Below are 24,946 nucleotides of genomic sequence, written 5' to 3'. Positions count from 1 at the left end.
GCAGAACAGAGAGGAATGCACCATGAATCGCTCAGAGAAAGTTGAATGACCAGACCCACAAAGACCACCATTCGCCCTGCGTTGCCCGATACCTCGACGACCAACAGGTCTAACGCTGGCAATGGCAGCGGAACGAATCCTGGCGGCTCCAACATTTTTGCGCCAGGTACGAATCGACTGCCGGGGCCATCCATTTCCGCTCCATCTGGCAGCGAAGTAACTGATTACCCACATGTCGTGGTGAGTCACATCACGGACCCGGTGATCACCGAAGCCAATGCCAGACTGGCCGAGATATCCCTGCCGGTTTTACAAACCCATCTGCTACAACCGCACGAAACCATCGACGGGTTATTCGTGGCCCCGGGCGGTCAGACTTACGCGCACCTGGAAGACGGCCGTCATTACCGGGTTGAACGCAACACAACCGGGGACTATCAGATTCCCTGGCCAGCAGCGCCGGGCGTGACACCACCGATCCTGAAAAAAATCGACGGTTTGCCACTGTGGCGAGTCGAGGCCCAGTGGTACACGGCTCAATCCAGACAGAGGAAGCGATCGGCGCAACGGATTAACGAACCGTCACACGCGATTCCTTTCGTCGACCCGCACCTGGCGGCGCTTCTTCCTGCAGCGCAAGGTTCCCCGGACGGCATCCGCAAAGGACCGCGCGGGAGAACCTATATCGATATCGCCGACGGCACCATCCTGGTTCGCAGGAATGAACAAGGCGAATACAAACTGGCGTCTGCAACAACGACCAATGTGCCGGATATCACGTTCGAGCAGATCCCTGGGCAATTCGTCTGGCGCCGCAAGTTGCAGGCCTTCGCAAATACGCAGCAGGATCCGCAGCCAGGCAGTTCTCGCCACCTCACTCAGCCAGAAAAGCCCGGCCCCAGCCCAAGCAAGCGCCCTCGACTGTCAGAAGACAGTGATCCTCTCGATCCCTTCGTACTCATGGGCATCAGTGAACTATGGAAAGCCTGGGGAACAACGAAACCGCCAGCCGGCGACTCCGTGGAAATAGGCGGCAAGCACTTTGCGCTGCTTGACCAGGCGACCCACGCCGTTGACGGTTTTGCCTTCATCAAGCCTCCTCAGTTCTCTGCTTATCGTTTCGATGCTTTTGAACAATTACTGCTGACCAATCCTGAGTTACAACCCCGGGGGGTGGTGAAGTCGGCGGACAGGACGGCGCAAGGCAGTGAAGCATGGAAAATTGCAGGGAGTCGGCCATTTGAAAAAAGCCTCACTCAATATGTCAGCGATCAGTTCCCCTTCCTTTCTGATCACTCCGCAAGCGAAACCGCACGGGAGATGTTCAATCGGGCCAGTCACTCCAATAAACTGAGCGGGTCCGGGATCAGTGCATTGGTCGAGACTTTCAAGTACTGGGAAAATCGTTCTAAGTTCGTGGGCGATAACCGAGTCGTTCGTCAAGACTTGAGCGACCCGCTAATGCTTCTCTCGCCGCTTGCAGCCGACGTAAATGACTACACGCGTATGCCGCTCCCTTCCGCTGAAGGTCTGCACAGAATCGACTTCAATCCGAAGCTGTTATCCGGTTCACAACATCAAAGAGGTCGGCGAACAACGCGGACACTGTTCAAAGATCTTCTCAACGCACACGGCTACTACATTGCCCATGATTTCGGCGCCAACCAGGGGAACGCCTTACTGATCAAGCGAACGGGTGTTGAGCATATCTTCATCATGTTCATGGACAGGATTCAGAACAAAACTGTTTTTCTCCCAGATCCAATTGCCTGGCTCAAAAAAAGAGTCTTTGTCGACAACATGGACGCCCATATCAACAACGACCTGATGGAACACTTGCACACGAACAGGATCATTTTTTTGCTGGGCACCAACGAGCCTCTCCCCACTCACGAATACAACCTTGTCGTCAGCCGACACAGCTGAATAACCTTATCGTTAATGCTTACCCGAACGCGAAGCCGCGCGCTCCAGAGTTCTCCGGGGCGCGCGGCCATGCACAAAATACAGGCATAAAAAAAGCCCGCAGTGTGAGCGGGCGAAAGACCAAAGAAGCTATATGCGCAGTCGCTTCCCGGTGGGGGCAGCTGCTTGGGGGTCAGCTGCCCCGGTACGTGGAATAGCTGTACGGCGAAATCAGCAATGGCACATGGTAGTGATCCTGTTCGGCAGAGATGCCGAAGCGCAGCACAACCACGTCGAGGAATGCCGGTTCCGGCAACTGAACGCCACGGGCGCGGTAGTAATCGCCCGCATGGAACTGAACCTGATAAACGCCGGTACGATAATCATCGCCTTGCAGCAGCGGTGCATCGACCCGGCCATCGCTGTTGGTGACGGCACTGGCGACCAATTCCAGGTGCGATCCTTCAACGCGGTACAGCTCGACCTTGATCGAACTGCCCGGGCAACCGTGTGCAGCGTCCAAAACGTGTGTAGTCAAACGTCCCATTGATTCTGCGCGCCTGCCTGCACGGAGCAGTCAGACTTCGCGCCTCCCGAAGTCAGATAAAAAGGAAACCGCACCGATTCGGAGCACGAAAAGCTGCGGCGAGCGATTGATTAAGACACTTTTCAAAAAAATTGTACACAATAAAAACGACATTTTTCACATCACCCCCGCCATTCGGGGGTTTCCTGCCGATGAGCCAGCAATACGCCTATTCATTGCACCTCCTATCCATTAGCTGACTGGTCAGGCAGGTTTCTTGCAGGCTCACGCCAATAGCAGGAAAAGATGACAGTCGGTGAAAAATGCGAAAATTCAGGCTTACAAATTGCGAATAAAGTTGTATACAATCAGCCCATCGCTGTGACGCCAGCCTGTTAATTCACCGCCAGGCCGCCACACCAATCTGTCAACGAATAAGAAGGAAGACTGCAGTGAGCGCTGACTACCCACGCGACCTGATCGGTTACGGCAGTAACCCTCCTCACCCACACTGGCCGGGCAATGCCCGCATCGCCCTGTCCTTCGTACTCAATTACGAAGAAGGCGGCGAGCGCAACATTTTGCACGGCGATAAAGAGTCCGAAGCCTTCCTCTCCGAAATGGTTGCCGCTCAGCCGCTGCAAGGCGCGCGCAACATGAGCATGGAATCGCTTTACGAGTATGGCAGCCGTGCCGGCGTCTGGCGGATCCTGAAACTGTTCAAGGAGTTCGATATTCCGCTGACCATTTTCGCGGTGGCCATGGCCGCTCAGCGCCACCCGGATGTGATCCGTGCGATGGTCGATGCCGGCCACGAGATTTGCAGCCACGGCTACCGCTGGATCGACTACCAGTACATGGACGAAGCGCAGGAACGCGAGCACATGCTCGAAGCGATCCGCGTCCTCACCGAAATCACCGGCGAGCGCCCACTGGGTTGGTACACCGGCCGCACCGGCCCGAACACTCGTCGCCTGGTCATGGAAGAAGGTGGTTTCCTCTACGACTGCGACACCTACGACGACGACCTGCCCTACTGGGAACCGAACAACCCGACCGGCAAACCGCATCTGGTGATCCCGTACACCCTCGACACCAACGACATGCGCTTCACCCAAGTGCAGGGTTTCAACAAGGGTGACGACTTCTTCGAATACCTCAAAGACGCGTTCGACGTGCTCTATGCCGAAGGCGCTGAAGCACCGAAGATGCTCTCGATCGGTCTGCACTGCCGCCTGATCGGCCGTCCGGGTCGCCTCGCGTCGCTCAAACGCTTTATCGAATACGCCAAAAGTCATGAACAGGTGTGGTTCAGCCGTCGCGTCGACATCGCGCGTCACTGGCACGAAACCCACCCGTACCAAGGGGCCGCCAAATGAGCCGCTTTCAAACCCTGCAACCGTCGAGCCTGAGCCGCGACGCCTTCGTCAAAGCTTTTGCCGACATCTACGAACATTCGCCATGGGTGGCCGAGAAGGCCTACGACCTGGGCGCAGATGCCTCGATCGACGAGATCGAAACCCTGCACCAGCGCATGAGCGACATCCTGTTGAGCGCCGATCACGCCAGCCAGCTTGCGCTGATCAACGCTCACCCGGACCTGGCCGGCAAAGCTGCCGTCCAGGGCCAACTGACCGAAGCCAGCACCAATGAACAGGCTGGCGCCGGTATTCACCAATGCACGGCCGAAGAGTTCCAGCGCTTCACCGAGCTGAACGACGCCTACAAAGCCAAGTTCAAGTTTCCCTTCATCATGGCGGTAAAAGGCAGCAACCGGCATCAGATCCTCGCGGCGTTCGAAACGCGTATTCACAATTCGGTCGACACCGAGTTCAAATGCGCGCTGGCGGAGATCAACAAGATCGCCCTGTTCCGTTTACTGACTCTTTAGCGAAGCCTGACCCGAGTGCATCAGACGCGGAGAGCACCCAGGGTCTTGCAAGCATCCCCAGCCACTTTTTTAAAGGCAGACAAGAAGAATGAAAGCTTACGCCGTACCTTTCGAAAAATTCGTCAACCTGGCCGATGCCCGTCTGGGCACCAAAATCATCTCGGTCACCGATGACTGGTTCGCAGACGCCAATCGTCTGTTCCAACCGACTCCGGCCGTATGGAAGGAGGGCGTGTTCGATGACAACGGCAAGTGGATGGACGGCTGGGAATCGCGCCGCAAGCGCTTCGAAGGCTTCGACAGCGCCGTGATCCGTCTGGGCGTACCGGGCTCGATCAAAGGCGTGGACATCGACACTTCATTCTTCACCGGCAACTTCCCGCCATCGGCCTCTCTGGAAGCGTGCTTCCTGGCGTCGGGCGAGCCTGATGAAAACACCCAGTGGACGGAAGTGCTGTCGGCCGTCGAGCTGCAGGGCAACAGCCACCACTACCACGAAATCAGCAACGACCAAGCGTTCAGCCACCTGCGCTTCAACATCTACCCGGACGGCGGTGTCGCCCGTCTGCGCGTGTACGGCATTCCGTTCCGCGACTGGTCGGCGGTTGGCGACAACGAGCAAGTCGATCTGGCAGCAGCCCTCAATGGTGGCCGCGCCCTCGCCTGCTCCGACGAACACTTCGGCCGCATGAGCAACATCCTCAACCCGGGCCGTGGCATCAACATGGGCGACGGCTGGGAAACTGCACGTCGTCGCACGCCGGGCAATGACTGGGTGATCGTCGCGCTGGGTCACCCGGGCGAGATCGAGAAGATCGTCGTCGACACCCTGCACTTCAAAGGCAACTACCCAGACACTTGCTCGATCCAGGGCGCGTTCGTCAAGGGCGGTACTGACAGCCAGATCGAAACCCAATCGCTGTTCTGGCGTGAACTGCTGCCAAGCCAGAAGCTGGAGATGCACGCCGAACACACCTTCGTCGAGCAGATCAAGGCACTGGGCCCGATCACTCACATCCGCCTGAACGTGTTCCCGGATGGTGGTGTGAGCCGCCTGCGCGTTCTCGGCAAGGTCGCTAAATAACAACGCAATGATCGTTCCCACGCTTTGCGTGGGAATGCATCACTGGACGCTCTGCGTCCACTCTGGATGTGACGCGGAGCGTCACGGGCTGCATTCCCACGCGGAGCGTGGGAACGATCACTCAACGAAAAGAAGAACAGCATGCGCACACTACAGATTGAACCGCTGACCAAAGAAGCCTTCGCCCCTTTCGGTGACGTCATCGAAACCGACGGCAGCGATCACTTCATGATCAACAACGGTTCGACCATGCGCTTCCATAAACTGGCGACGGTCGAAACCGCTCAGCCTGAGGACAACGCGATCATCAGCATTTTCCGCGCCGACGCGCAGGACATGCCGCTGACCGTTTGCATGCTGGAACGCCATCCGCTGGGCAGCCAGGCTTTCATTCCGCTGCTCGGCAACCCCTTTCTGATCGTGGTCGCGCCACTTGGCGATGAACCTGTATCAGGCTTGGTCCGCGCCTTCGTCACCAACGGCAGGCAGGGCATTAATTACCATCGCGGCGTTTGGCACCATCCGGTGCTGACGATCGAAAAGCGGGATGACTTCCTGGTGGTTGATCGCAGTGGCACAGGCAATAACTGCGATGAGCATTTTTTCAAAGAGGATGAGCGTTTGATCCTCGCCCCCCACCAATAAGAGAAGGTCTGATCACTCGACAACAAGAGTGACAGGCGAGAGGTAAAGACTGTGGAAGCACATCTGTTGGAATGGCTGAACCTGAGCGTGCGCTGGGTTCACATGATTACTGGCGTGGCCTGGATCGGCGCGTCGTTCTACTTCGTCTGGCTGGAGAACAACCTCAACCGCGTCAACCCGAAAACCGGTCTGGCCGGTGACCTGTGGGCGATCCACGGTGGCGGTATCTATCACCTGGAAAAATACAAACTGGCCCCGCCGGCGATGCCGGAAAACCTGCACTGGTTCAAATGGGAAGCCTACTTCACCTGGATGTCGGGTATCGCGCTGCTGTGCGTGGTGTTCTACTCCAATCCAACGCTCTACCTGCTGGCTCCGGGCAGCACCCTGAGCGGCCCTGAAGGCGTGGCCATCGGTATCGGCTCGCTGTTTATCGGCTGGTTCATCTACTCCTTCCTGTGCGACTCGGCCCTGGGCAAACGCCCTGCTCTGCTCGGTTTCATTCTGTTCGTGCTGATCATCGGCGCGGCGTATGGCTTCAGCAAAGTGTTCAGCGGTCGTGGTGCGTACCTGCATGTCGGCGCGATCATCGGCACCATCATGGTCGGCAACGTGTTCCGCATCATCATGCCGGCGCAACGCGCACTGGTCGCGGCGATTGCCGAAAACCGCACGCCGGATCCGGCGCTGCCAGCCAAAGGCTTGCTGCGTTCGCGTCACAACAACTACTTCACCCTGCCGGTGCTGTTCATCATGATCAGCAACCACTTCCCGAGCACCTATGGCAGCCAGTACAACTGGTTGATCCTGGCCGGGATCGCGGTGTTGGCGGTGTTGGTGCGTCACTACTTCAACACCCGTCATGACAGCCACAAGTTTGCCTGGACCCTGCCAGTGGCAGCGGTGGGCATGATCAGTCTGGCGTACGTCACCGGCCCAATGCCGATGTCGACCGCGCCGGAAGTGGCCAAGGCGCCAGCGAAAATCGAGTACCAACCGCTGCCGGAAACGGCATTGGGCGGTGGCTTGAAACCGGCTGAAGCGGCGGCACCTGCTGCTCCGGCAGCCCCTGCCGCAGCACCGGCGCAAGCCTCCAACGCAGGTCCGGCCTTTGACAAAGTGCACAACGTGATTCAAGAACGTTGCGCGGTTTGCCACTCGGCCAAACCAACCAGTCCGTTGTTCAGCGCAGCTCCGGCGGGTGTGATGCTCGACACCCCTGAGCAGATCCGTCAGAACGCGGCACGCATCCAGGCGCAAGCCATCACCACGCAGATCATGCCACTGGGCAACATCACGCAGATGACCCAGCAGGAACGTGACCTGATCGGTGCATGGATCGCCCAGGGAGCACAGACCAACTAAGCAGTAAAAGCATCGCTGGCAAGCCAGCTCCCACAGGGTTTTGCACTGCCTGTGTGGGAGCTGGCTTGCCAGCGATTCGCCGCAACGCGGTTTCTACCTGATGCAAAGAAACAGCTGTGAGCAACCCGGCAGCTGTTAATCACAAGAATAAAAAGATCCGAGGTGTTGCATGTCCGAGCTGTCCAAAGCGCGCATCCCCGACGCACCCGCCATTCAGCGATTGCCCCTTTTGCAACTGATCCTGGTCGGTTTGCAACATGTACTGCTGATGTACGGTGGTGCCATCGCGGTGCCGCTGATCATTGGACAGGCCGCTGGCCTGAGTCGTGAAGAAATTGCCTTCCTGATCAACGCCGACCTGCTGGTCGCCGGTATCGCCACCATCGTCCAGTCCATGGGCATCGGCCCGATGGGCATTCGCATGCCGGTGATGATGGGTGCCAGTTTTGCTGCAGTCGGCAGCATGGTCGCCATGGCCGGCATGCCCGGTATCGGTCTGCAAGGCATCTTCGGTGCGACGATCGCTGCCGGTTTCTTCGGCATGCTCATCGCGCCGTTCATGTCCAAGGTCGTGCGCTTTTTCCCGCCGCTGGTGACCGGCACGGTCATCACCTCGATCGGTTTGTCGCTGTTCCCCGTGGCCGTGAACTGGGCCGGTGGTGGCGCCGCTGCTGCTCAATTCGGCTCACCGATTTATCTGGCCATCGCCGCATTGGTGTTGGGCACTATTCTGCTGGTCCACCGCTTCATGCGCGGTTTCTGGGTCAACATTTCCGTACTGATCGGCATGTGCTTCGGCTACATCCTATGCGGCGCGATTGGCATGGTCGACCTGAGCGGCATGGCCAACGCGCCATGGGTTCAGTTCGTCACTCCGCTGCATTTCGGCATGCCGAAATTCGAACTGGCACCGATCCTGTCGATGTGTCTGGTAGTCGTCATCATCTTCGTCGAGTCCACCGGGATGTTCCTCGCCCTAGGCAAGATCACCGGCCAGGAAGTCTGCCCGCGCATGCTACGTCGCGGCTTGCTGTGTGATGCCGGCGCCTCGTTTGTCGCTGGTTTCTTCAACACGTTTACCCACTCCTCTTTCGCGCAGAACATCGGTCTAGTGCAGATGACCGGCGTGCGCTGCCGTTCGGTGACCATCGTTGCCGGTGGCTTGCTGATCGTGTTGAGCCTGCTGCCGAAAGCAGCGTTTCTGGTGGCGTCGATTCCGCCGGCGGTACTCGGCGGCGCAGCAATTGCGATGTTCGGCATGGTCGCCGCGACCGGGATCAAGATTCTCCAGGAAGCTGACATCGGTGACCGTCGCAACCAGTTGCTGGTGGCGGTGAGCATCGGCATGGGCTTGATCCCGGTGGTACGCCCGGAATTCTTCGCGCACCTGCCGCTGTGGATGAGCCCGATTACCCACAGCGGCATCGCCATGGCCACGCTCAGCGCGCTGACGTTGAACCTGCTGTTCAACATTCTCGGCGGCAAAGAGCGTGCGGCGATCAACGACTGCCACGCCCACCAGCATTAACTGAAAAACGCTATCCCCCTGTAGGAGTGAGCCTGCTCGCGATGTCGTTATCAGATTCAACAGATTCGTTGACTGATTCACCGCTATCGCGAGCAGGCTCACTCCTACAAGGGCGCGCAACAGCTCTGCGCCTCAAACAATAAAAACAAGAGGGAGCAACAGATGATTCGCACGCAAACCAACGTTCTGTTGAGTGGCGGCCTGCTGGCCGCGAGTCAGGCCATGGCCGGCGATCTGCTGCTGTGGCAAACCAACAGCCTCAGCTACCTGTACGGCAAGAACTTCGCGATCAACCCGTCGATCCAGCAGACGCTGACCTTCGAGCACGCCGACAAGTGGAAATACGGCGACAACTTCCTGTTCGTCGACAAGATCTTCTACAACGGCAAGGAAGACGCGAACAAAGGCCCGCACGCGTTCTACGGTGAATTCACCCCGCGCCTCTCGTTCGGCAAGATCTTCGACCAGAAGCTCGAGTTCGGCCCGATCAAAGACGTCCTGCTGGCGATGACTTACGAATACGGCGAAGGCGACAGCGAGGCCTATCTGATCGGCCCCGGCTTCGACCTCAAGGTGCCCGGCTTCAACTACGTCACCCTGAACATCTTCCGCCGCCAGACCGAAGGCCCACGCCCCGGTGACGGCGTCTGGCAGATCACCCCCGGCTGGTCCTACAGCTTTCCCCTGGGCAATTCCGATGTGCTGATCGACGGCTACCTCGATTGGGTGGTCGACAACGATGAGAACTCGCGCGGCACCTACCACGCCAACCTGCACATCAATCCGCAGATCAAATATGACTTGGGCAAAGCCTTGGGCTGGAGCCACAAGCAACTGTATGTCGGCACCGAATACAGCTATTGGAAAAATAAATACGGCGTCGAAAACACCCACAACTTCGACACCAACCAGAACACCGCCAGCCTGCTGGTCAAGGTGCACTTTTAAGATGGCCCGCAACCGTGCCCCATACCTGTCGTCGGTGCTCTGTTGCGGGGCACTTGAGACCTGGCCGTTGAGTCAGTATTCTCCGCGGCCTCTTGAATTCGGTCTAAAAAAAAGCCCGAATTTAATTCCTGACCGAAAAGCCAACTTATCCCGGCCCGGTCAGTACCGAGGCATCCCGAAAACACACTCAATCGACTGTTTTTCAGCAGCCGAGCGGGTGTTTTTTTGCTTTTCGAAAGCCTTGGCTCGGCTCTTGCTAACAGCAACGAAGCTGACCGATCGGATGACTTTTGCAGCAACGAAAAAAGGCGCCACACCAGAGCGCCGATCTTAAAAAAAATAACGTGGAACACCTACTTTGGGAGCAACCGAATGAAACGTATGTGCACCAGCCTGATGCTCGCGGGATCGATGTTGGCCGGCGGCCAGGCCATGGCCGAAGGCCTGCTGCAGTGGCAGAACAACAGCCTGACCTACCTGTATGGCAAGGACTTCCAGGTCAACCCGCGCATCCAGCAGACCGTCACCTTCGAGCACGCCGATGCGTGGAAGTACGGGGATAACTTCTTCTTCCTCGACAAGATCTTCTACAACGGTGGCAAGGACTTCAGCAACGGTCCGAACACCTACTACGGTGAGTTCAGCCCGCGCATCTCGCTGGGCAAAGTGCTCGACCAGAAGATCGAGTTCGGCCCGATCAAAGACGTCCTGGTGGCGATGACTTACGAGTTCGGCGAAGGCGATACCGAGTCGTACCTGATCGGTCCAGGCTTCGACCTGGCAATCCCGGGCTTCGACTACTTCCAGTTGAACTTCTACCAGCGTCACACCCAAGGTGCTCGCGCCGGTGACAACGTCTGGCAGATTACTCCGGTCTGGTCCTACACCATCCCGGTCGGCAAGTCGGACATCCTGATCGACGGCTTCATGGACTGGGTCACCGACAACGACTCCAACTCCAAAGGCGATTACCACGCCAACCTGCACTTCAACCCGCAAATAAAATACGACTTGGGCAAGGCGCTGAGTTTCGGCGAGAAGCAGTTGTATGTCGGTGTTGAATACGACTACTGGAAAGACAAGTACGGCATCGACGACACCGGTGCGTTCAAGACCAATCAGAGCACCACGAGCTTCCTGGTGAAGTTCCACTTCTGATTGATATCGTTGCAGGCAGGCTTATCACGACAACCGTGAAAAGCCTGCCTGCACGGACCAATTTTAAGATAGTCCCTTCGACGGATAAGCTTTCGCTTTTGTTTCTCTTAGCTCTCGCGGATATGGCGGCGGTGGTGAACCATTCAGCGCGAACGATAAAGTTTTAACAAAGAAACTTAATACTCCCGCGTCCTGCATCAAAATGCTGGCTCTTATGCTTGGGTCTTCCTTGAGTTTACCCTCCAGACCAGACAAACCCTTTGATCCAAAAAAGTATTTTATGTCTGGTAGTCGAAGGCGATCAATGGCACGAGAAACAATCACACCATCAAACTCGCCACTTATCAGGTCCTCTCCGAAATAGGCAGTGGCATCCGGTGCAATCATCGGATACCCCCTCGTGTAGGGCATCACTTCGTGAGCGCCAAGACCTATTGCCGCAGCGTGAATAAAAGCAATATCAAGTGTGCCCTCGCTATTCAGTTCATCTTCAGTGATCACCATACGCTCCATGGGATCTTTGGGAACAATACGAACGCCGGCATAAAGCCTCTCGGCATCACGTCCCTCACCCGTCGCACGTTTGACATAAGGTCGATTAACAAAAAGAACATTCCCCGGGAGCAAGGAGTAAAAAGTCAGCACTTCCTTCATTTTGCCCAATGTCTCAACTAATGCAGAGAAATCCGCTTGCGGCCCAAAAGTGTTATCAACATAGTACGATGCCAAAGGGTCAATCCCCCTCTCGCCCTCTGAACCCAGTGAAGACTCCACAACTGCAATAGCAGCAATTGCGGCATCCAGCCCACCTTGTACAGTTTCAACTATTCTTTCTCCGGCACTACCCTCTTGCTCATCGAGATAAGTTGTCGGGCCATACCTCGATCGAAACCTTGATTCGCTCCACTGCAATCCTTGATGGTCAACCTTTGATACCGGTCCATTCCCACAAAACATAAAAAAATTCAAACCGTCTACATCACCCGCAGGATCAGCACTTAGCCATCGCTGTAACCAAGGCGCGTAATACCGATAACCGTAATAAACAAGTCCAGTCGCATCACGCTCCTTCCCCGAATAACGGACCGTTTTGTATTTGGCCTTGATCTCACTAGTGCCCGCCCATATAGCCGTTCCGCCATAAGCGTAATAGACTTCCCGACTCAACAACGCACCCCGCTCATCCAGGTCCAGAGTGCGCGAGTTTAAATGGTCGCTCAGACTAAACCTCAACTGGTCGCTACCAGTATCCCGAGGCGACCGGGTTACCCAGTGCAATGCACGAACCTTACATCGTCCAGCGTCAACACTTACAACGTGCCGTTCCTCTCCAGTGGCCATGTCACGATGGACTTCCAGCCCCGGCAAATAGCGAACTTCAGAGAGCAGCGTGCGACGAGCGGATTGCGTCGATCGGACTTTGCGCAAGCGCTGACCCGGGCGTTCGTAGCGATAACTTTCAGTGTCATCCGGACCGTCGACACGACTGACCATCGTCACGCTGCTTAACTGGTTGCGAACGTCCCACGTCATTTGCTGGCCGCGTGAAAGCTCCAACTGGTTGCCGTTTGCATCAAAGCCGCCAGTCAGATTGCTTTCTTCTGCAACGCTGCGATTGCTGTGCAACGAAGTGAACATCTCGAAGGTTTCCGCACCAGAGTGATGTCGTGTTTGAAGATTGCCGGCGGCGTCGTAGTTGAAGATTTGCGTGTAGTTGCGTAACTGATTGGGGTCCAGCGGCGTGGTTTGCCAGATCGGCAGCGCCGGGCCGTAACTCAGTTGGCTGACTTCACTGCCGATCGCTTTGATCAGTTGATAAAGGCTGTCATAGGTATATCGGCAAAGCGGATCGATACGCTCCTGGTTGAAGTGCCGGGCGAGTTGAGCCTTGTCTTCGATTACGGTGACGTTGCCGACAGGATCGTATTCATAATTAAAATCCTGCAGCGTTTGGCCATTAGCATCGCTGGATTGCAATTGCAGCAAACGCCCATCGTCAGCAGCGAAGCGAGCCGTGTTCAAGAGGCTGTTGCCTGCTCGTTCGCTAACGTTGTTGCCTAGCGCGTCGTAGTGGATTTCGCTGACCAGCAAGCTTGGTACGTCGCCAGAATCGGCAAGCTTGAGTCGGGTGTCACTCAACTGACCCGCCCTGTTGTAATTGAAAAGTCTGATGTTACCCTTGGCGTCGGTCTGACTGTGCAGCTCCCCCAACGGACTGTAGCGGTGCGCAGTCTCAAAAACCTCGTCTTCCAGGTTAGCGTGAGTACTTTCGTCAAGCCAGTCAGGCTCCTGCAGATCGCGCAGAAAACGCGTCTGCTCTGACAGCGGCAAACCCGTCACACCGTACTCGTCGAGGCCGCGACTGCCGGCAGGATGGTAGTGTCGGATGAGCTGACCGCATTGGTTGTGATCGGCAAACTCGCCAACCGCACTGCCATAGATAAATCGGTCGCAAACCTTAGGTGACTCGTGCATCAGATGTTCCGAGACAATTGTCGGACGCTGAAGCTCATCGTATTGAGTATGCCGCTGGTTGCCACGACCATTCCAGAATGAACACGTCTCACCTGTCTCATTCAACAAGCTCAACTGCCAGCCAGCGTCGACGCTATCAATCAGCAGAGGCCGGCCTTGCAAATCAAAGGTGTTTTCAAGGTTCGGTTTCGACGCTGCTTCCCGCAATCGCGGGTCCCAACAAGCCGCAAGCCTACCGACCGCATCAAATCGATTTTGCGTAATCCGAGCCTCAACAGCCGGATTCAACGGACTCCGGCAATAGCCAACATTGCGCACAGCAAAACCGCGCGAATCCACTACCGACAGTGACGGTGTGTGAGCATCAGTCCATTGTGCGGTCGTCATTGGCAAACCCTCTGGGCAAGGGCTTCAACTTATAGAGGTAAACGCACACACGTCTACTGTCAAACCTGACAGGTCAAGCGACTTCAGGTATCGAGACCCCGAGAAACCGGCACAACTCCTCGCGCTTGGCCAACGCATCGCGCCGTCCCAGATCAATCAACTCGCTGCAATACCCCGCCTCGAACAGCAGATAACTCAACACCCCTGCCCCACTGGTCTTGGTCGCCCCCGGCCCGCGCAGAAACAAACGCAACGCCGCCGGCAGCTCCTGGCGATGCCGTGCCGCAATCTCATCGATCGGCTGACTCGGCGAAATCACCAGCACCTCCACCGGTGCCACACCCAACTCGCGCGTCGGCGTGCCGGCAGGCATCAAGTGGCTGAACTGGTTGAGACGCTGGAGCAACTCGATGTCGCTCTCCAGGCTGTCAATGAACGTGCTGTTGAGCATGTGCCCGCCAATCTGCGCCAGCGTCGGTTGTTGCCCGGTGTAGGCGCGCTCCAGCGGCTGCTGCGGATCAAACCCACGCGGGTTGCCGCTGACACCGACCACGAGCACCCGGCTCGCCCCTAAATGCAGCGCCGGGCTGATCGGCGCCGATTGCCGCACCGCGCCATCACCGAAATATTCATCACCGATTTTCACCGGCGCGAACAACAACGGAATCGCCGAACTGGCCAGCAAGTGATCCACCGACAGTTGCGTCGGCACACCAATACGTCGATGGCGCAGCCATGAATCGATCTTGCCGCCGCCCTGATAGAACGTCACCGCTTGCCCCGACTCATAGCCGAACGCAGTTACCGCCACGGCATGCAATTGCTTGCGCGCGATCGATTCGGCGATACCGGGCATGTGCAGTTTTTCATTGAGCAGTTCGCGCAGCGGCGAACTGTTGAGCAGCGCCACCGGCAGTTGCCGACCGAGGCCGAGCAGGCTGTGACTGACAAAGCGGCTGGCCTGACGGATAACACCGGGCCAGTCACTGCGCAGCACGCGATGGCTGCGAAAGCCCTGCCAGAACAAGGTGAGGCGTTCGATGGCGGCGCGAAAGTCCGTGGCACCACTGGCCAGGCTGACCGCATTGATCGCCCCGGCCGAGGTGCCGACGATCACCGGAAACGGATTGTCCGCGCCCAACGGCAGCAATTCGGCAATCGCCGCCAGAACCCCCACCTGATACGCCGCCCGAGCCCCGCCGCCGGAAAGAATCAAACCTGTGACCGGTTCAGCTGGGCTCATCGCAACGCTCCATGGTGCTTATAGGGGTGGGTCAATCAACCGCGTTTGGCGTACAACTTCGGCTCGCCCGGTGGGCGGCTCTTGAAGCGTCGATGCGCCCACAGATACTGCTCAGGGCAGGCACGCAAGGCGCTCTCGACCCACTGATTGATGCGGATGCAGTCGGCTTCTTCGGTTTCGCCTGGGAAGTCTTCCAGCGGCGGATGAATCACCAAGCGATAACCGCTACCGTCAGCCAGACGCTCCTGCGTGAACGGCACGACCAGCGCCTTGCCCAGACGGGCGAATTTCGTCGTCGCCGTCACGGTCGCTGCCTGAATGCCGAACAACGGCACGAAGATGCTTTGTTTGGCGCCGTAGTCCTGATCCGGTGCGTACCAGATCGCGCGACCGGAGCGCAGCAACTTGAGCATGCCGCGCACGTCGTCACGCTCCACTGCCAGCGAATCGAGGTTGTGCCGCTCGCGGCCTTGACGCTGAACATAGTCAAACAACGGATTCTTGTGTTCGCGGTACATGCCGTCGATGGTGTGCTGCTGGCCGAGCAGCGCCGCGCCGATTTCCAGCGTGGTGAAATGCGCGGCCATCAGAATCACGCCTTTGCCTTCGCGCTGGGCCTTTTGCAAATGCTCCAGGCCTTCAACGTGGGCCAGCTTGGCCAGACGTTCACGCGACCACCACCAGCTCATGGCCATTTCAAAAAAAGCGATGCCGGTGGAGGCAAAATTTTCCTTGAGCAGGCGTTTGCGCTCGGCGGCGGATTTTTCCGGGAAGCACAGCTCTAGATTGCGCTTGGCAATGCGCCGCCGGTCGCCGGCCACGCGATACATCAAGGCGCCCAAAACTCGACCGATGGTCAGCAACGCCGGATACGGCAACTGCACGATCAGCCACAAAAGCCCCAGACCGCACCAGAGCGGCCAGAAGCGTGGCGATAAAAATGCTTTTCGAAAACGCGGGCGATCCATTAAAGCTTCCGTAAATACAGTGGCCGCGCATTCTACATCGTTCGACCCGGCTTGCGGCCTGCGGGCGTTCTCGTTATAAGTCTCGGCACTTTTAGTGACAAGCCGTTGTATGCCGACATGAGCCAAACCGAACCGTTAGACCAAGATCCCGTATTCCAGCTCAAGGGCAGCATGCTGGCCATTACTGTGCTGGAACTGGCCCGTAACGACCTCGAAAGCCTCGATCGGCAATTGGCCGCCAAAGTTGCCCAGGCGCCGAACTTCTTCAGCAACGCGCCGCTGGTTCTGGCGCTGGACAAACTGCCGCCGAGCGAAGGCGCCGTCGATCTGCCGGGCCTGATGCGCGTCTGCCGTCAACATGGCCTGCGCACCCTGGCAATTCGCGCCAGCCGCATCGAAGACATCGCCGCCGCCATCGCCATCGATATTCCGGTGCTGCCGCCGTCGGGCGCCCGTGAACGGCCGCTGGAAACACCGGAAGCCGAAGTCAAAAAGAAGCCGGAAAAACCGCCTGAGCCAACGGTCAAACCGACCCGCGTCATCACCACGCCAGTACGTGGTGGCCAACAGATATATGCCCAGGGTGGCGATTTGGTCGTGGTGTCTTCGGTCAGTCCGGGGGCGGAACTTCTCGCCGATGGCAACATCCATGTATACGGCCCGATGCGTGGTCGGGCGCTGGCCGGCGTGAAGGGTGACACCAAGGCACGGATTTTCTGTCAGCAATTGAGCGCTGAACTGATCTCCATCGCCGGTCATTACAAGGTCTCCGAAGATTTGCGCCGCGACCCGATGTGGGGCTCGGGCGTACAGGTCAGCCTGTCGGGCGACGTGTTGAACATCATTCGGCTTTAACGGATACTGCCGCATTTTCCAAGCATCTCTAAAACGTAGCGAAAACGGCTCAAACGAAGTAGGAAAAAGGCTCAACGCCGAATTCCAGCCAAGGCTGTCCGACTGCAGTAGTTTTCAAGAGATGTTTTTCAGGGGCTAAAAAGTCCTTCTTCCTTAGGGGTGAAACACCTTGGCCAAGATTCTCGTGGTTACATCCGGCAAGGGTGGTGTGGGTAAGACCACCACCAGCGCCGCTATCGGTACCGGCCTCGCTCTGCGCGGCCACAAAACAGTGATCGTCGACTTCGACGTGGGCTTGCGTAACCTTGACCTGATCATGGGTTGCGAGCGCCGCGTGGTGTATGACTTCGTCAACGTGGTCAACGGCGAAGCCAACCTGCAACAAGCGCTGATCAAAGACAAGCGCCTGGAAAACCTCTACGTACTGGCCGCCAGTCAGACCCGCGACAAAGACGCGCTGACTGTCGAAGGCGTGGAAAAAGTCCTGATGGAGCTCAAGGAACAATTCGAGTTCGTCGTCTGCGACTCCCCGGCCGGCATCGAAAAAGGTGCACACCTGGCCATGTACTTCGCTGATGAAGCGATCGTCGTGACCAACCCGGAAGTGTCCTCGGTACGAGATTCGGACCGCATGCTCGGCCTGCTGGCGAGCAAATCGCGTCGCGCCGAACGTGGCGAAGACCCGATCAAGGAACACCTGCTGATCACTCGCTACCATCCAGAGCGTGTTGAAAAGGGCGAGATGCTGGGCGTTGAAGACGTCAAGGAAATCCTCTCGGTAACCCTGCTCGGCGTGATCCCGGAATCCCAGGCGGTGCTTAAGGCATCCAACCAGGGCGTCCCGGTGATTCTCGACGACCAGAGCGATGCCGGTCAGGCTTACAGCGATACCGTCGACCGCCTGCTGGGCAAAGAAAAAGCCCACCGTTTCCTCGATGTCGAGAAGAAGGGATTCTTCGAGCGCCTGTTTGGAGGTAGGTAATGAACCTTTTTGACTTCTTTCGTGCCAACAAAAAGCCAAGTACCGCCTCGGTAGCGAAAGAGCGTCTACAGATCATCGTGGCGCATGAGCGCGGCCAGCGCAGCACGCCGGATTACTTGCCAGCCTTGCAGAAGGAACTGGTCGACGTGATCCGCAAGTACGTCAACATCGGCAACGACGACGTACATGTTGCACTGGAAAGCCAGGGCAGTTGCTCGATTCTGGAACTCAACATCACCCTGCCTGATCGCTGAGTCGATTTGGCAGTCGCTACGGCGGCTCGGACTATTGATGCTTGTGTAGGAGCTGCCGAAGGCTGCGATCTTTTGATCTTCAAAGTCAAAAGATCGCAGCCTTCGGCAGCTCCTACAGGGTTATCAGCAGTTCCGAGCCGCCGTTGGCATTTGTTACGAGGCTGTTTTAATGCCGCTGTCCAACATCCACATCATTCATCAGGACGCCGCCGTACTGGTGGTGAACAAACCGACATTGCTGCTCTCGGTGCCGGGTCGCGCCGACGACAACAAGGATTGCCTGATTACCCGCCTGCAGGAAAACGGCTACCCGGAAGCGCGCATCGTCCATCGCCTGGACTGGGAAACCTCCGGCATCATTCTGCTCGCCCGTGACGCCGACACGCACCGCGAACTGTCGCGCCAGTTTCACGACCGCGAAACCGAAAAGGCCTACACCGCTTTGGCCTGGGGTCAGCCGGAACTCGACAGTGGCAGCATCGACCTGCCTCTGCGTTACGACCCACCGACCAAGCCGCGTCATGTGGTCGACCACGAATTCGGCAAACACGCGCTGACCTTCTGGCGTGTGCTGGAGCGTTGCGGTGACTGGTGTCGCGTTGAGTTGACGCCGATCACCGGCCGTTCGCACCAGTTGCGCGTGCACATGCTGTCGATCGGGCATCCGCTGCTCGGCGACGGGCTCTACGCCCACGAGCAGGCTCTGGCCGCCTGGCCACGTCTGTGCCTGCACGCGAGCATGCTCAGCTTCACCCATCCGCAAACCGGCGAACGCCTGCGCTTCGAGTGCCCTGCACCGTTCTGACCACATCACCGTCCCCTGTAGGAGTGAGCCTGCTCGCGATAGCGCTCTGTCAGTCAATCAATAATGATCTGACACACCGCTATCGCGAGCAGGCTCACTCCTACAAGGGCTCCGGTTCGGATTCAATTGTCCGGCCGATGCGTTAAACTCCCGCCCACTGCTGTCTGGAGTTTCTTATGCGCGAAGAGTTGAACCAAGGCCTGATCGACTTTCTCAAGGCCTCCCCTACCCCGTTCCACGCCACTGCCAGTCTGGTACAGCGTCTGGAGGCTGCCGGTTTCGTGCGCCTCGACGAGCGCGAGCCATGGGCCACCGAGCCGAACGGCCGCTATTACGTCACCCGTAACGACTCCTCGATCGTCGCGATCAAAATGGGCCGCACTTCGCCACTGCACGGCGGCATCCGCCTGGTCGGCGCGCACACTGACAGCCCGTGCCTGCGGGTCAAGCCGCAACCGGAACTGCAGCGTCAGGGCTTCTGGCAACTGGGCGTTGAAGTCTACGGCGGCGCGCTGCTGGCACCGTGGTTCGACCGCGATCTGTCGCTGGCCGGCCGCGTGACCTTCCGCCGCGACGGCAAGGTCGAAAGCCAGTTGATCGACTTCAAAGCGCCGATCGCGATCATTCCCAACCTGGCGATTCACCTCAACCGTGAAGCCAATCAGGGCTGGGCGATCAACGCGCAGACCGAACTGCCGCCGATCCTCGCGCAATTTGCCGGTGACGAGCGCGTCGATTTCCGCGCCGTGCTCACCGATCAACTGGCCCGCGAACACGGCTTGAACGCCGACGTCGTGCTCGATTACGAGCTGAGCTTCTACGACACGCAAAGCGCTGCAGTCATCGGCCTCAATGGCGACTTCATCGCCGGCGCGCGTCTCGACAACCTGCTGTCGTGCTACGCCGGCCTGCAAGCCTTGCTCACCGCCGAAACCGACGAAACCTGTGTGCTGGTGTGCAACGACCACGAAGAAGTCGGCTCCTGCTCCGCCTGCGGTGCCGATGGCCCGATGCTCGAACAGACCCTGCGCCGTCTGCTGCCGGAAGGTGACGAATTCGTCCGCACCATTCAGAAATCCCTGCTGGTCTCGGCCGACAACGCCCACGGCGTGCACCCCAACTATGCAGAAAAGCATGACGCCAACCACGGCCCGAAACTCAACGCTGGCCCGGTGATCAAGGTCAACAGCAACCAGCGCTACGCCACCAACAGCGAAACCGCCGGTTTCTTCCGCCATCTGTGCATGGCCGAAGAAGTCCCGGTGCAAAGTTTCGTGGTGCGCAGCGACATGGGCTGTGGCTCGACCATCGGCCCGATCACCGCCAGCCACCTCGGTGTGCGTACTGTCGATATCGGCCTGCCGACCTTCGCCATGCACTCGATCCGCGAACTGTGCGGCAGCCACGACCTGGCACATCTGGTCAAAGTGCTGAGTGCGTTCTACGCCTGCCGCGAGTTGCCATAAAAACTTCGGCAAAAATGCGATTCAATGTAGGAGCTGCCGAAGGCTGCGATCTTTTGATCTTAAAAACAAAATCAAAAGATCGCAGCCTTCGGTTGCTCCTACTCAGATCAATACCGGCCGGCAGAAACCGACCTAGACTTACATCATTCATTTCGACAAGGCAGTCTCCATGATCTCGATGTCTTCGTTCCACGCCATGCTCATTCCGATTCTGAGCGGAATGATCCTGCTGGCCATCGGCTTCAACTTCCGTGACAAGAACGCCGGCGTATTCGCCATGTGGATCGGCATGCTCACGATCCTCGCCACCGTGGTCTACAAGATCCTCGCCAAACTCAACGAATAAATCCGCGCCCGGCTCGCATTGCTTTAGTGGGCCTCGTACACTCCAGCGAATCCGCCCCTTGCGAGGTTGACCGCCTAGTGTTCGCTCGTCTTTTTGCTTTGCCCAGTTTGTTCCTCGTCTGCCTGATGACGCTGCTGCCGCTGGCCCCCGCCCACGCGGTCGGCTTGCCCGGTCTGCTCAACACCAACAAAGCGCAGCCCGAAGCGCAGGAGCCGCTCGGCCAGTCCCTCGACGAAGTCATCAAGTCGCTGGAAAACGACAAGCAACGCGCACAGTTGCTGAGCGATCTGAAAAAGCTGCGCGACGCCACCAAAAAAGCCCAGGCCAGCCCTGAAGAAGGCGTGCTCGGCTTGATCGGCGGCACTTTGTCCAACTTCGAAAAACAATTTACCGGCGCTGACAGCCCGCTCAACCGCTGGGGCAACGAGTTCGATCTGGCCAAGGACGAACTGAGCGCGATGATGCTGCCGGCCAACGAGTGGCTGCCGATCATCTTCGGCTTCGCCATGATCCTCGCAGTGTGGAGCCTGCTCGCTGCCGCGCTGATCTGGCTCGGCCATCGGGTGCGCATGCGTTTCGGCCTCACCGAAGAACTGCCGCAACATCCCAAAGCCCTCGACATGCTGCGCTTCGCTTTGCGCAAGCTCGGGCCGTGGCTGATCGCACTGGTGATGACCGTCTACATGAGCTACGCCTTGCCGTCGTCACTGGGCAAAAGCCTGGCGATGGTGTTGGCCTATGCGCTGGTGGTCGGCACCTGTTTTTCGGCGATCTGCGTGATCGCGTTTTCCCTGCTCGATGGCCCGCACCGCCATCGCGCGCTGTACATTCTGCGTCATCAGGCGTTCCGGCCGCTGTGGCTGATCGGCAGCTTCGCCGCGTTCGGTGAGGCGCTGAACGATCCACGCCTGATCGAAAGCCTCGGCGTGCATCTGGCTCACACCGCCGCGACCATCGCCAATGTCCTCGCGGCGCTGTCGACCGGTCTGTTTATCCTGCGTTTCCGCCGACCGATTGCGCACCTGATCCGCAATCAGCCGCTGTCACGGCGCCTGACCCGCCGCGCGCTCAGCGACACCATCGAAATCCTCGGCACCTTCTGGTACGTGCCAGCGCTGGTACTGGTCGGCATCTCGCTGTTCGCCACCTTCGTCTCCGCCGGCGACACCAGCACCGCCTTGCGCCAGTCGCTGATTTGCACCGTGCTGCTGGTGATGTGCATGGTGATCAACGGTCTCGTCCGCCGCCATTCCTTGAAACCGCAACGCGGGCCGAAACGCCACGCGCTGTACTCCGAACGCCTGAAAAACTTCTTCTACACCCTCGCGCACCTGGTGGTCTGGCTGGTCTTTATCGAACTCGGCCTGCGCGTCTGGGGCCAGTCGCTGATCGGTTTCGCCGAGGGCGAAGGGCATGATGTCAGCGTCAAACTGTTCAGCCTGATCGGCACACTGATTTTCTCCTGGCTGATCTGGATCCTCGCCGACACCGCCGTGCACCACGCCCTCACCCGCTCGCGCAAAGGCCTGGCGAATGCCCGTGCGCAAACGATGATGCCGCTGATTCGCAACGTGCTGTTCGTGGCGATCTTTATCATTGCGCTGATCGTCGCGCTGGCGAACATGGGCATGAACGTCACGCCACTGCTGGCCGGTGCCGGCGTGATCGGTCTGGCCATCGGTTTCGGCGCGCAGTCACTGGTCGCGGACTTGATTACCGGCCTGTTCATCATCATCGAAGACTCGCTGGCCATCGATGACTACGTCGATGTCGGCGGCCACCTCGGCACCGTCGAAGGGCTGACCATCCGCACCGTGCGCCTGCGCGACATCGACGGCATCGTCCACACCATCCCGTTCAGCGAAATCAAAAGCATCAAGAACTACTCGCGGGAATTCGGCTACGCGATCTTCCGTGTGGCGGTGCCGTACAACATGGAAATCGACGACGCGATCAAACTGATGCGCGAAGTCGGGCAGAAGATGCGCACCGATCCATTGCAGCGACGCAACATCTGGTCGCCGCTGGAGATACAGGGCGTCGAAAGTTTCGAATCCGGCAGCGCGATCCTGCGCGCGCGGTTCAAGACCGCGCCGATCAAACAGTGGGAAGTGTCCCGAGCCTTCAACCTTTCGCTCAAACGCCATCTCGACGAAGCCGGACTCGATCTGGCGACGCCGCGCATGAGCGTGCAAGTGATCACTGCCGGTGGCGGTCAGCCGAAGGAATAGCACTCAGGCGCGCGGTTGCAGTCACAGGCAGGGAAGCCCGACAACAATAATCAAGGAGAACCCGATGCAACTGACGCGCATTGCCCAAGCCGTTCTATTCACCCTGTTCGCCAGCCACGCTGGCGCCGCGACGCTGGAAAGCACCCGCACGCAAATCGCCGAACAAGCGCAAAAGCTCGAGCCGGAACTGCTGGAAACCCGCCGCGACATCCACGCCCATCCGGAGCTCGGCAATACTGAAAAACGCACCGCCGAACTGGTCGCCAAACAACTCAAGGCCATGGGCCTGGAAGTCAAAACCGGCGTCGCCCGCACCGGTGTAGTCGCCATCCTCAAAGGCGCCCTGCCCGGCCCGACCGTGGCCCTGCGCGCCGACATGGATGCGCTGCCGGTCAAGGAAGTCGCCGACCTGCCGTTCGCCTCGAAAGCCAAAGGCATCTATCTCGACAAAGAAGTCGACGTCATGCACGCCTGCGGCCACGACGCCCACACCGCGATCCTGCTGAGCACGGCGAAAATTCTCACAGGCATGCGCGACACGCTGCCCGGCACCGTGGTGTTCTACTTCCAGCCCGCCGAAGAAGGCCCAAGCGACTTCATTCCCGACGGCAAAAACACCTGGGGCGCAAAAATGATGGTCGAGGAAGGCGTGATGAAATCACCGAAACCCGACGCCGTTTTCGGCCTGCACGTCTGGGCCGGCGTCCCCGCCGGCCAGATCGCCTACCGCCCAGGCGCCACCCTCGCCAGCTCCGACGACCTGCGTATCAAAATCCTCGGCAAACAAACCCACGCCGGCCGCCCCTGGGACGGCATCGACCCGATCACCGTCGGCGCACAAACCATCGTCGGCCTGCAAACCGTAGTCAGCCGCCGCACCGATATCTCCTCTTATCCGTCAGTGGTCAGCATCGGCACCATCAACGGCGGCACGCGCTACAACATCATTCCCGAATCCGTCGACATGACCGGCACGATCCGTTCCTACGACTACGGCATCCGCCAGAAACTGCATGCCGACGTCCGCCAGACCGTGGAAAAAATCGCCGAAAGCGGCGGTGCGAAAGCGGATGTCACCATCATCGAAAAATACGACCCGACCATCAACAACCCGGCGCTGACGGAAAAGATGCTGCCGACGCTGAAGTGGGCGGCCAAGGATGATGTGGTGAATGCACCGCTGGTGGGGGGCGCGGAAGACTTTTCGTTCTTTGCCAAGGAAGTGCCGGGGCTGTTTGTGTTTCTCGGCGTGACACCAAGAGACCAGGACATGAGCAAGGCAGCGCCGAATCATAATCCCGGGTTCTTTGTGGATGAGTCGGCGCTGGTGGTGGGCGTGAGGACATTGGCGTCGCTGGCGACGGATTATTTGTATGCCAATGCGGGGGCAGGTAAGTAGAGATGAGGTGACTGTGGGAGTGCCTTCGCGAGCAGGCTCGCTCCCACATTTGGACCGTGTGCAGTCTGCCAGAAATTGGTCGGCTCCCAGGCCGCATCGCGAGCAGGCTCACTCCTACAAGGGATCGAGTACATCCGCAAGAAACAGGTCGGCTCTCAGGCCGCCATCGCTGGCAAGCCAGCTCCCACAAGGATTGAGTCCAACCGGCAAACCAATATCGCTTCTGCTTCTCACCACTCAACACAATGAGCGCAAGCTCGAGTACCGCTTTTGATCTTGATCCACGGGCGACGTCGGAAGGCTGAGTGGAGGGATTGATCCGGGGGTGGGAGCGCAGCGACCGTTTGGCGAAGCCAAACACAGCGAGAGGAGGTGCAGCGAAGCAAACCGTAGGCGCTGCGCCCGGATCGATCCCGCAGCGAAGGAACCCCGAGCCCCAGCGAGCGGGCCGCACGTAGGAGCAAGCCTTTTGGGTTACCTTTTCG

The 24,946-nt window shown here is 58.4% G+C and carries 21 protein-coding genes; 17 read left to right on the top strand and 4 right to left on the bottom strand.

What is annotated here, in order from left to right; translation table 11 throughout:
• Positions 1-45 precede the first annotated feature (45 nt).
• Entirely contained in the window at positions 46-1,926 is a 1,881-nt protein-coding gene (locus tag ACZZ0A_RS05430) for a hypothetical protein (protein WP_463542613.1), read from the top strand.
• 172 nt (positions 1,927-2,098) lie between these two features.
• On the opposite strand, the gene uraH is transcribed toward ACZZ0A_RS05430, so the two are convergent.
• Positions 2,099-2,452, bottom strand: coding sequence for a hydroxyisourate hydrolase (gene uraH / locus ACZZ0A_RS05425; protein WP_007913983.1), 354 nt, complete (start codon positions 2,450-2,452; stop codon positions 2,099-2,101).
• Between the two features lie 431 nt (positions 2,453-2,883).
• Between uraH and puuE the strand changes: the two genes are divergently transcribed.
• The 8 genes from puuE to ACZZ0A_RS05385 all read left to right on the top strand — a co-directional run bounded on the left by puuE (position 2,884) and on the right by ACZZ0A_RS05385 (position 11,050).
• Positions 2,884-3,810, top strand: coding sequence for an allantoinase PuuE (gene puuE / locus ACZZ0A_RS05420; protein ID WP_007913981.1), 927 nt, complete (start codon positions 2,884-2,886; stop codon positions 3,808-3,810).
• Positions 3,807-4,322, top strand: coding sequence for a 2-oxo-4-hydroxy-4-carboxy-5-ureidoimidazoline decarboxylase (gene uraD, locus ACZZ0A_RS05415; protein WP_007913979.1), 516 nt, complete (start codon positions 3,807-3,809; stop codon positions 4,320-4,322). The genes puuE and uraD overlap by 4 nt, the downstream gene beginning before the upstream one ends.
• Positions 4,323-4,410: 88 nt before the next feature.
• Positions 4,411-5,406, top strand: coding sequence for an allantoicase (alc, locus tag ACZZ0A_RS05410; RefSeq protein ID WP_007913974.1), 996 nt, complete (start codon positions 4,411-4,413; stop codon positions 5,404-5,406).
• 141 nt (positions 5,407-5,547) lie between these two features.
• Positions 5,548-6,051, top strand: coding sequence for an ureidoglycolate lyase (locus ACZZ0A_RS05405; protein WP_007913973.1), 504 nt, complete (start codon positions 5,548-5,550; stop codon positions 6,049-6,051).
• 51 nt (positions 6,052-6,102) lie between these two features.
• Positions 6,103-7,416, top strand: a complete 1,314-nt coding sequence (locus ACZZ0A_RS05400) for a urate hydroxylase PuuD (RefSeq protein ID WP_007913971.1) — start codon at positions 6,103-6,105, stop codon at positions 7,414-7,416.
• Between the two features lie 169 nt (positions 7,417-7,585).
• On the top strand, positions 7,586-8,944 hold the full coding sequence (locus ACZZ0A_RS05395) for a nucleobase:cation symporter-2 family protein (RefSeq protein WP_007913967.1): 1,359 nt from the start codon (positions 7,586-7,588) through the stop codon (positions 8,942-8,944).
• Between the two features lie 162 nt (positions 8,945-9,106).
• Entirely contained in the window at positions 9,107-9,892 is a 786-nt protein-coding gene (locus ACZZ0A_RS05390; RefSeq protein ID WP_123374693.1) for an outer membrane protein OmpK, read from the top strand.
• Positions 9,893-10,264: 372 nt separating this feature from the next.
• A complete protein-coding gene (locus tag ACZZ0A_RS05385; protein ID WP_077571766.1) occupies positions 10,265-11,050 on the top strand; it encodes an outer membrane protein OmpK in 786 nt (261 codons plus the stop codon).
• Positions 11,051-11,113: 63 nt separating this feature from the next.
• Here ACZZ0A_RS05385 and ACZZ0A_RS05380 read toward each other — a convergent pair whose 3' ends face one another.
• The 3 genes from ACZZ0A_RS05380 to ACZZ0A_RS05370 form a co-directional block, all read right to left on the bottom strand.
• On the bottom strand, positions 11,114-13,912 hold the full coding sequence (locus tag ACZZ0A_RS05380) for an RHS repeat domain-containing protein (protein WP_463542612.1): 2,799 nt from the start codon (positions 13,910-13,912) through the stop codon (positions 11,114-11,116).
• 73 nt (positions 13,913-13,985) lie between these two features.
• Entirely contained in the window at positions 13,986-15,155 is a 1,170-nt protein-coding gene (locus tag ACZZ0A_RS05375; RefSeq protein ID WP_150794444.1) for a patatin-like phospholipase family protein, read from the bottom strand.
• Positions 15,156-15,190: 35 nt separating this feature from the next.
• Entirely contained in the window at positions 15,191-16,123 is a 933-nt protein-coding gene (locus tag ACZZ0A_RS05370) for a lipid A biosynthesis lauroyl acyltransferase (protein ID WP_095114336.1), read from the bottom strand.
• Between the two features lie 117 nt (positions 16,124-16,240).
• On the opposite strand from ACZZ0A_RS05370, the gene minC reads away from it, so the two are divergent.
• The 8 genes from minC to ACZZ0A_RS05330 all read left to right on the top strand — a co-directional run bounded on the left by minC (position 16,241) and on the right by ACZZ0A_RS05330 (position 24,461).
• A complete protein-coding gene (minC, locus tag ACZZ0A_RS05365) occupies positions 16,241-16,978 on the top strand; it encodes a septum site-determining protein MinC (RefSeq protein WP_026000431.1) in 738 nt (245 codons plus the stop codon).
• A gap of 169 nt (positions 16,979-17,147) precedes the next feature.
• The gene (gene minD / locus ACZZ0A_RS05360; RefSeq protein ID WP_007913953.1) at positions 17,148-17,960 is read left to right on the top strand and encodes a septum site-determining protein MinD; all 813 of its coding nucleotides are present in this window, start codon (positions 17,148-17,150) and stop codon (positions 17,958-17,960) included.
• The gene (gene minE / locus ACZZ0A_RS05355; protein WP_003223146.1) at positions 17,960-18,214 is read left to right on the top strand and encodes a cell division topological specificity factor MinE; all 255 of its coding nucleotides are present in this window, start codon (positions 17,960-17,962) and stop codon (positions 18,212-18,214) included. The genes minD and minE overlap by 1 nt, the downstream gene beginning before the upstream one ends.
• A gap of 169 nt (positions 18,215-18,383) precedes the next feature.
• Positions 18,384-19,019: an RluA family pseudouridine synthase gene (locus ACZZ0A_RS05350; protein ID WP_034151766.1), complete on the top strand. Its 636-nt coding sequence runs from the start codon at positions 18,384-18,386 to the stop codon at positions 19,017-19,019.
• A gap of 176 nt (positions 19,020-19,195) precedes the next feature.
• Complete coding sequence (locus ACZZ0A_RS05345; protein ID WP_095114335.1) at positions 19,196-20,485, top strand: M18 family aminopeptidase; 1,290 nt, start codon at positions 19,196-19,198, stop codon at positions 20,483-20,485.
• Between the two features lie 169 nt (positions 20,486-20,654).
• The gene (locus ACZZ0A_RS05340) at positions 20,655-20,831 is read left to right on the top strand and encodes a hypothetical protein (protein WP_163004785.1); all 177 of its coding nucleotides are present in this window, start codon (positions 20,655-20,657) and stop codon (positions 20,829-20,831) included.
• A 77-nt stretch (positions 20,832-20,908) separates the two neighbouring features.
• Positions 20,909-23,062, top strand: coding sequence for a mechanosensitive ion channel domain-containing protein (locus tag ACZZ0A_RS05335; RefSeq protein WP_414893417.1), 2,154 nt, complete (start codon positions 20,909-20,911; stop codon positions 23,060-23,062).
• Positions 23,063-23,126: 64 nt separating this feature from the next.
• Positions 23,127-24,461: an amidohydrolase gene (locus ACZZ0A_RS05330; protein WP_463542611.1), complete on the top strand. Its 1,335-nt coding sequence runs from the start codon at positions 23,127-23,129 to the stop codon at positions 24,459-24,461.
• Positions 24,462-24,946: the final 485 nt, after the last annotated feature.

This window comes from Pseudomonas sp. AC242 (genome assembly GCF_979258655.1).
Note: the sequence above shows the minus strand (reverse complement) of the source record. Positions and strands in the feature narration are given on the sequence as shown.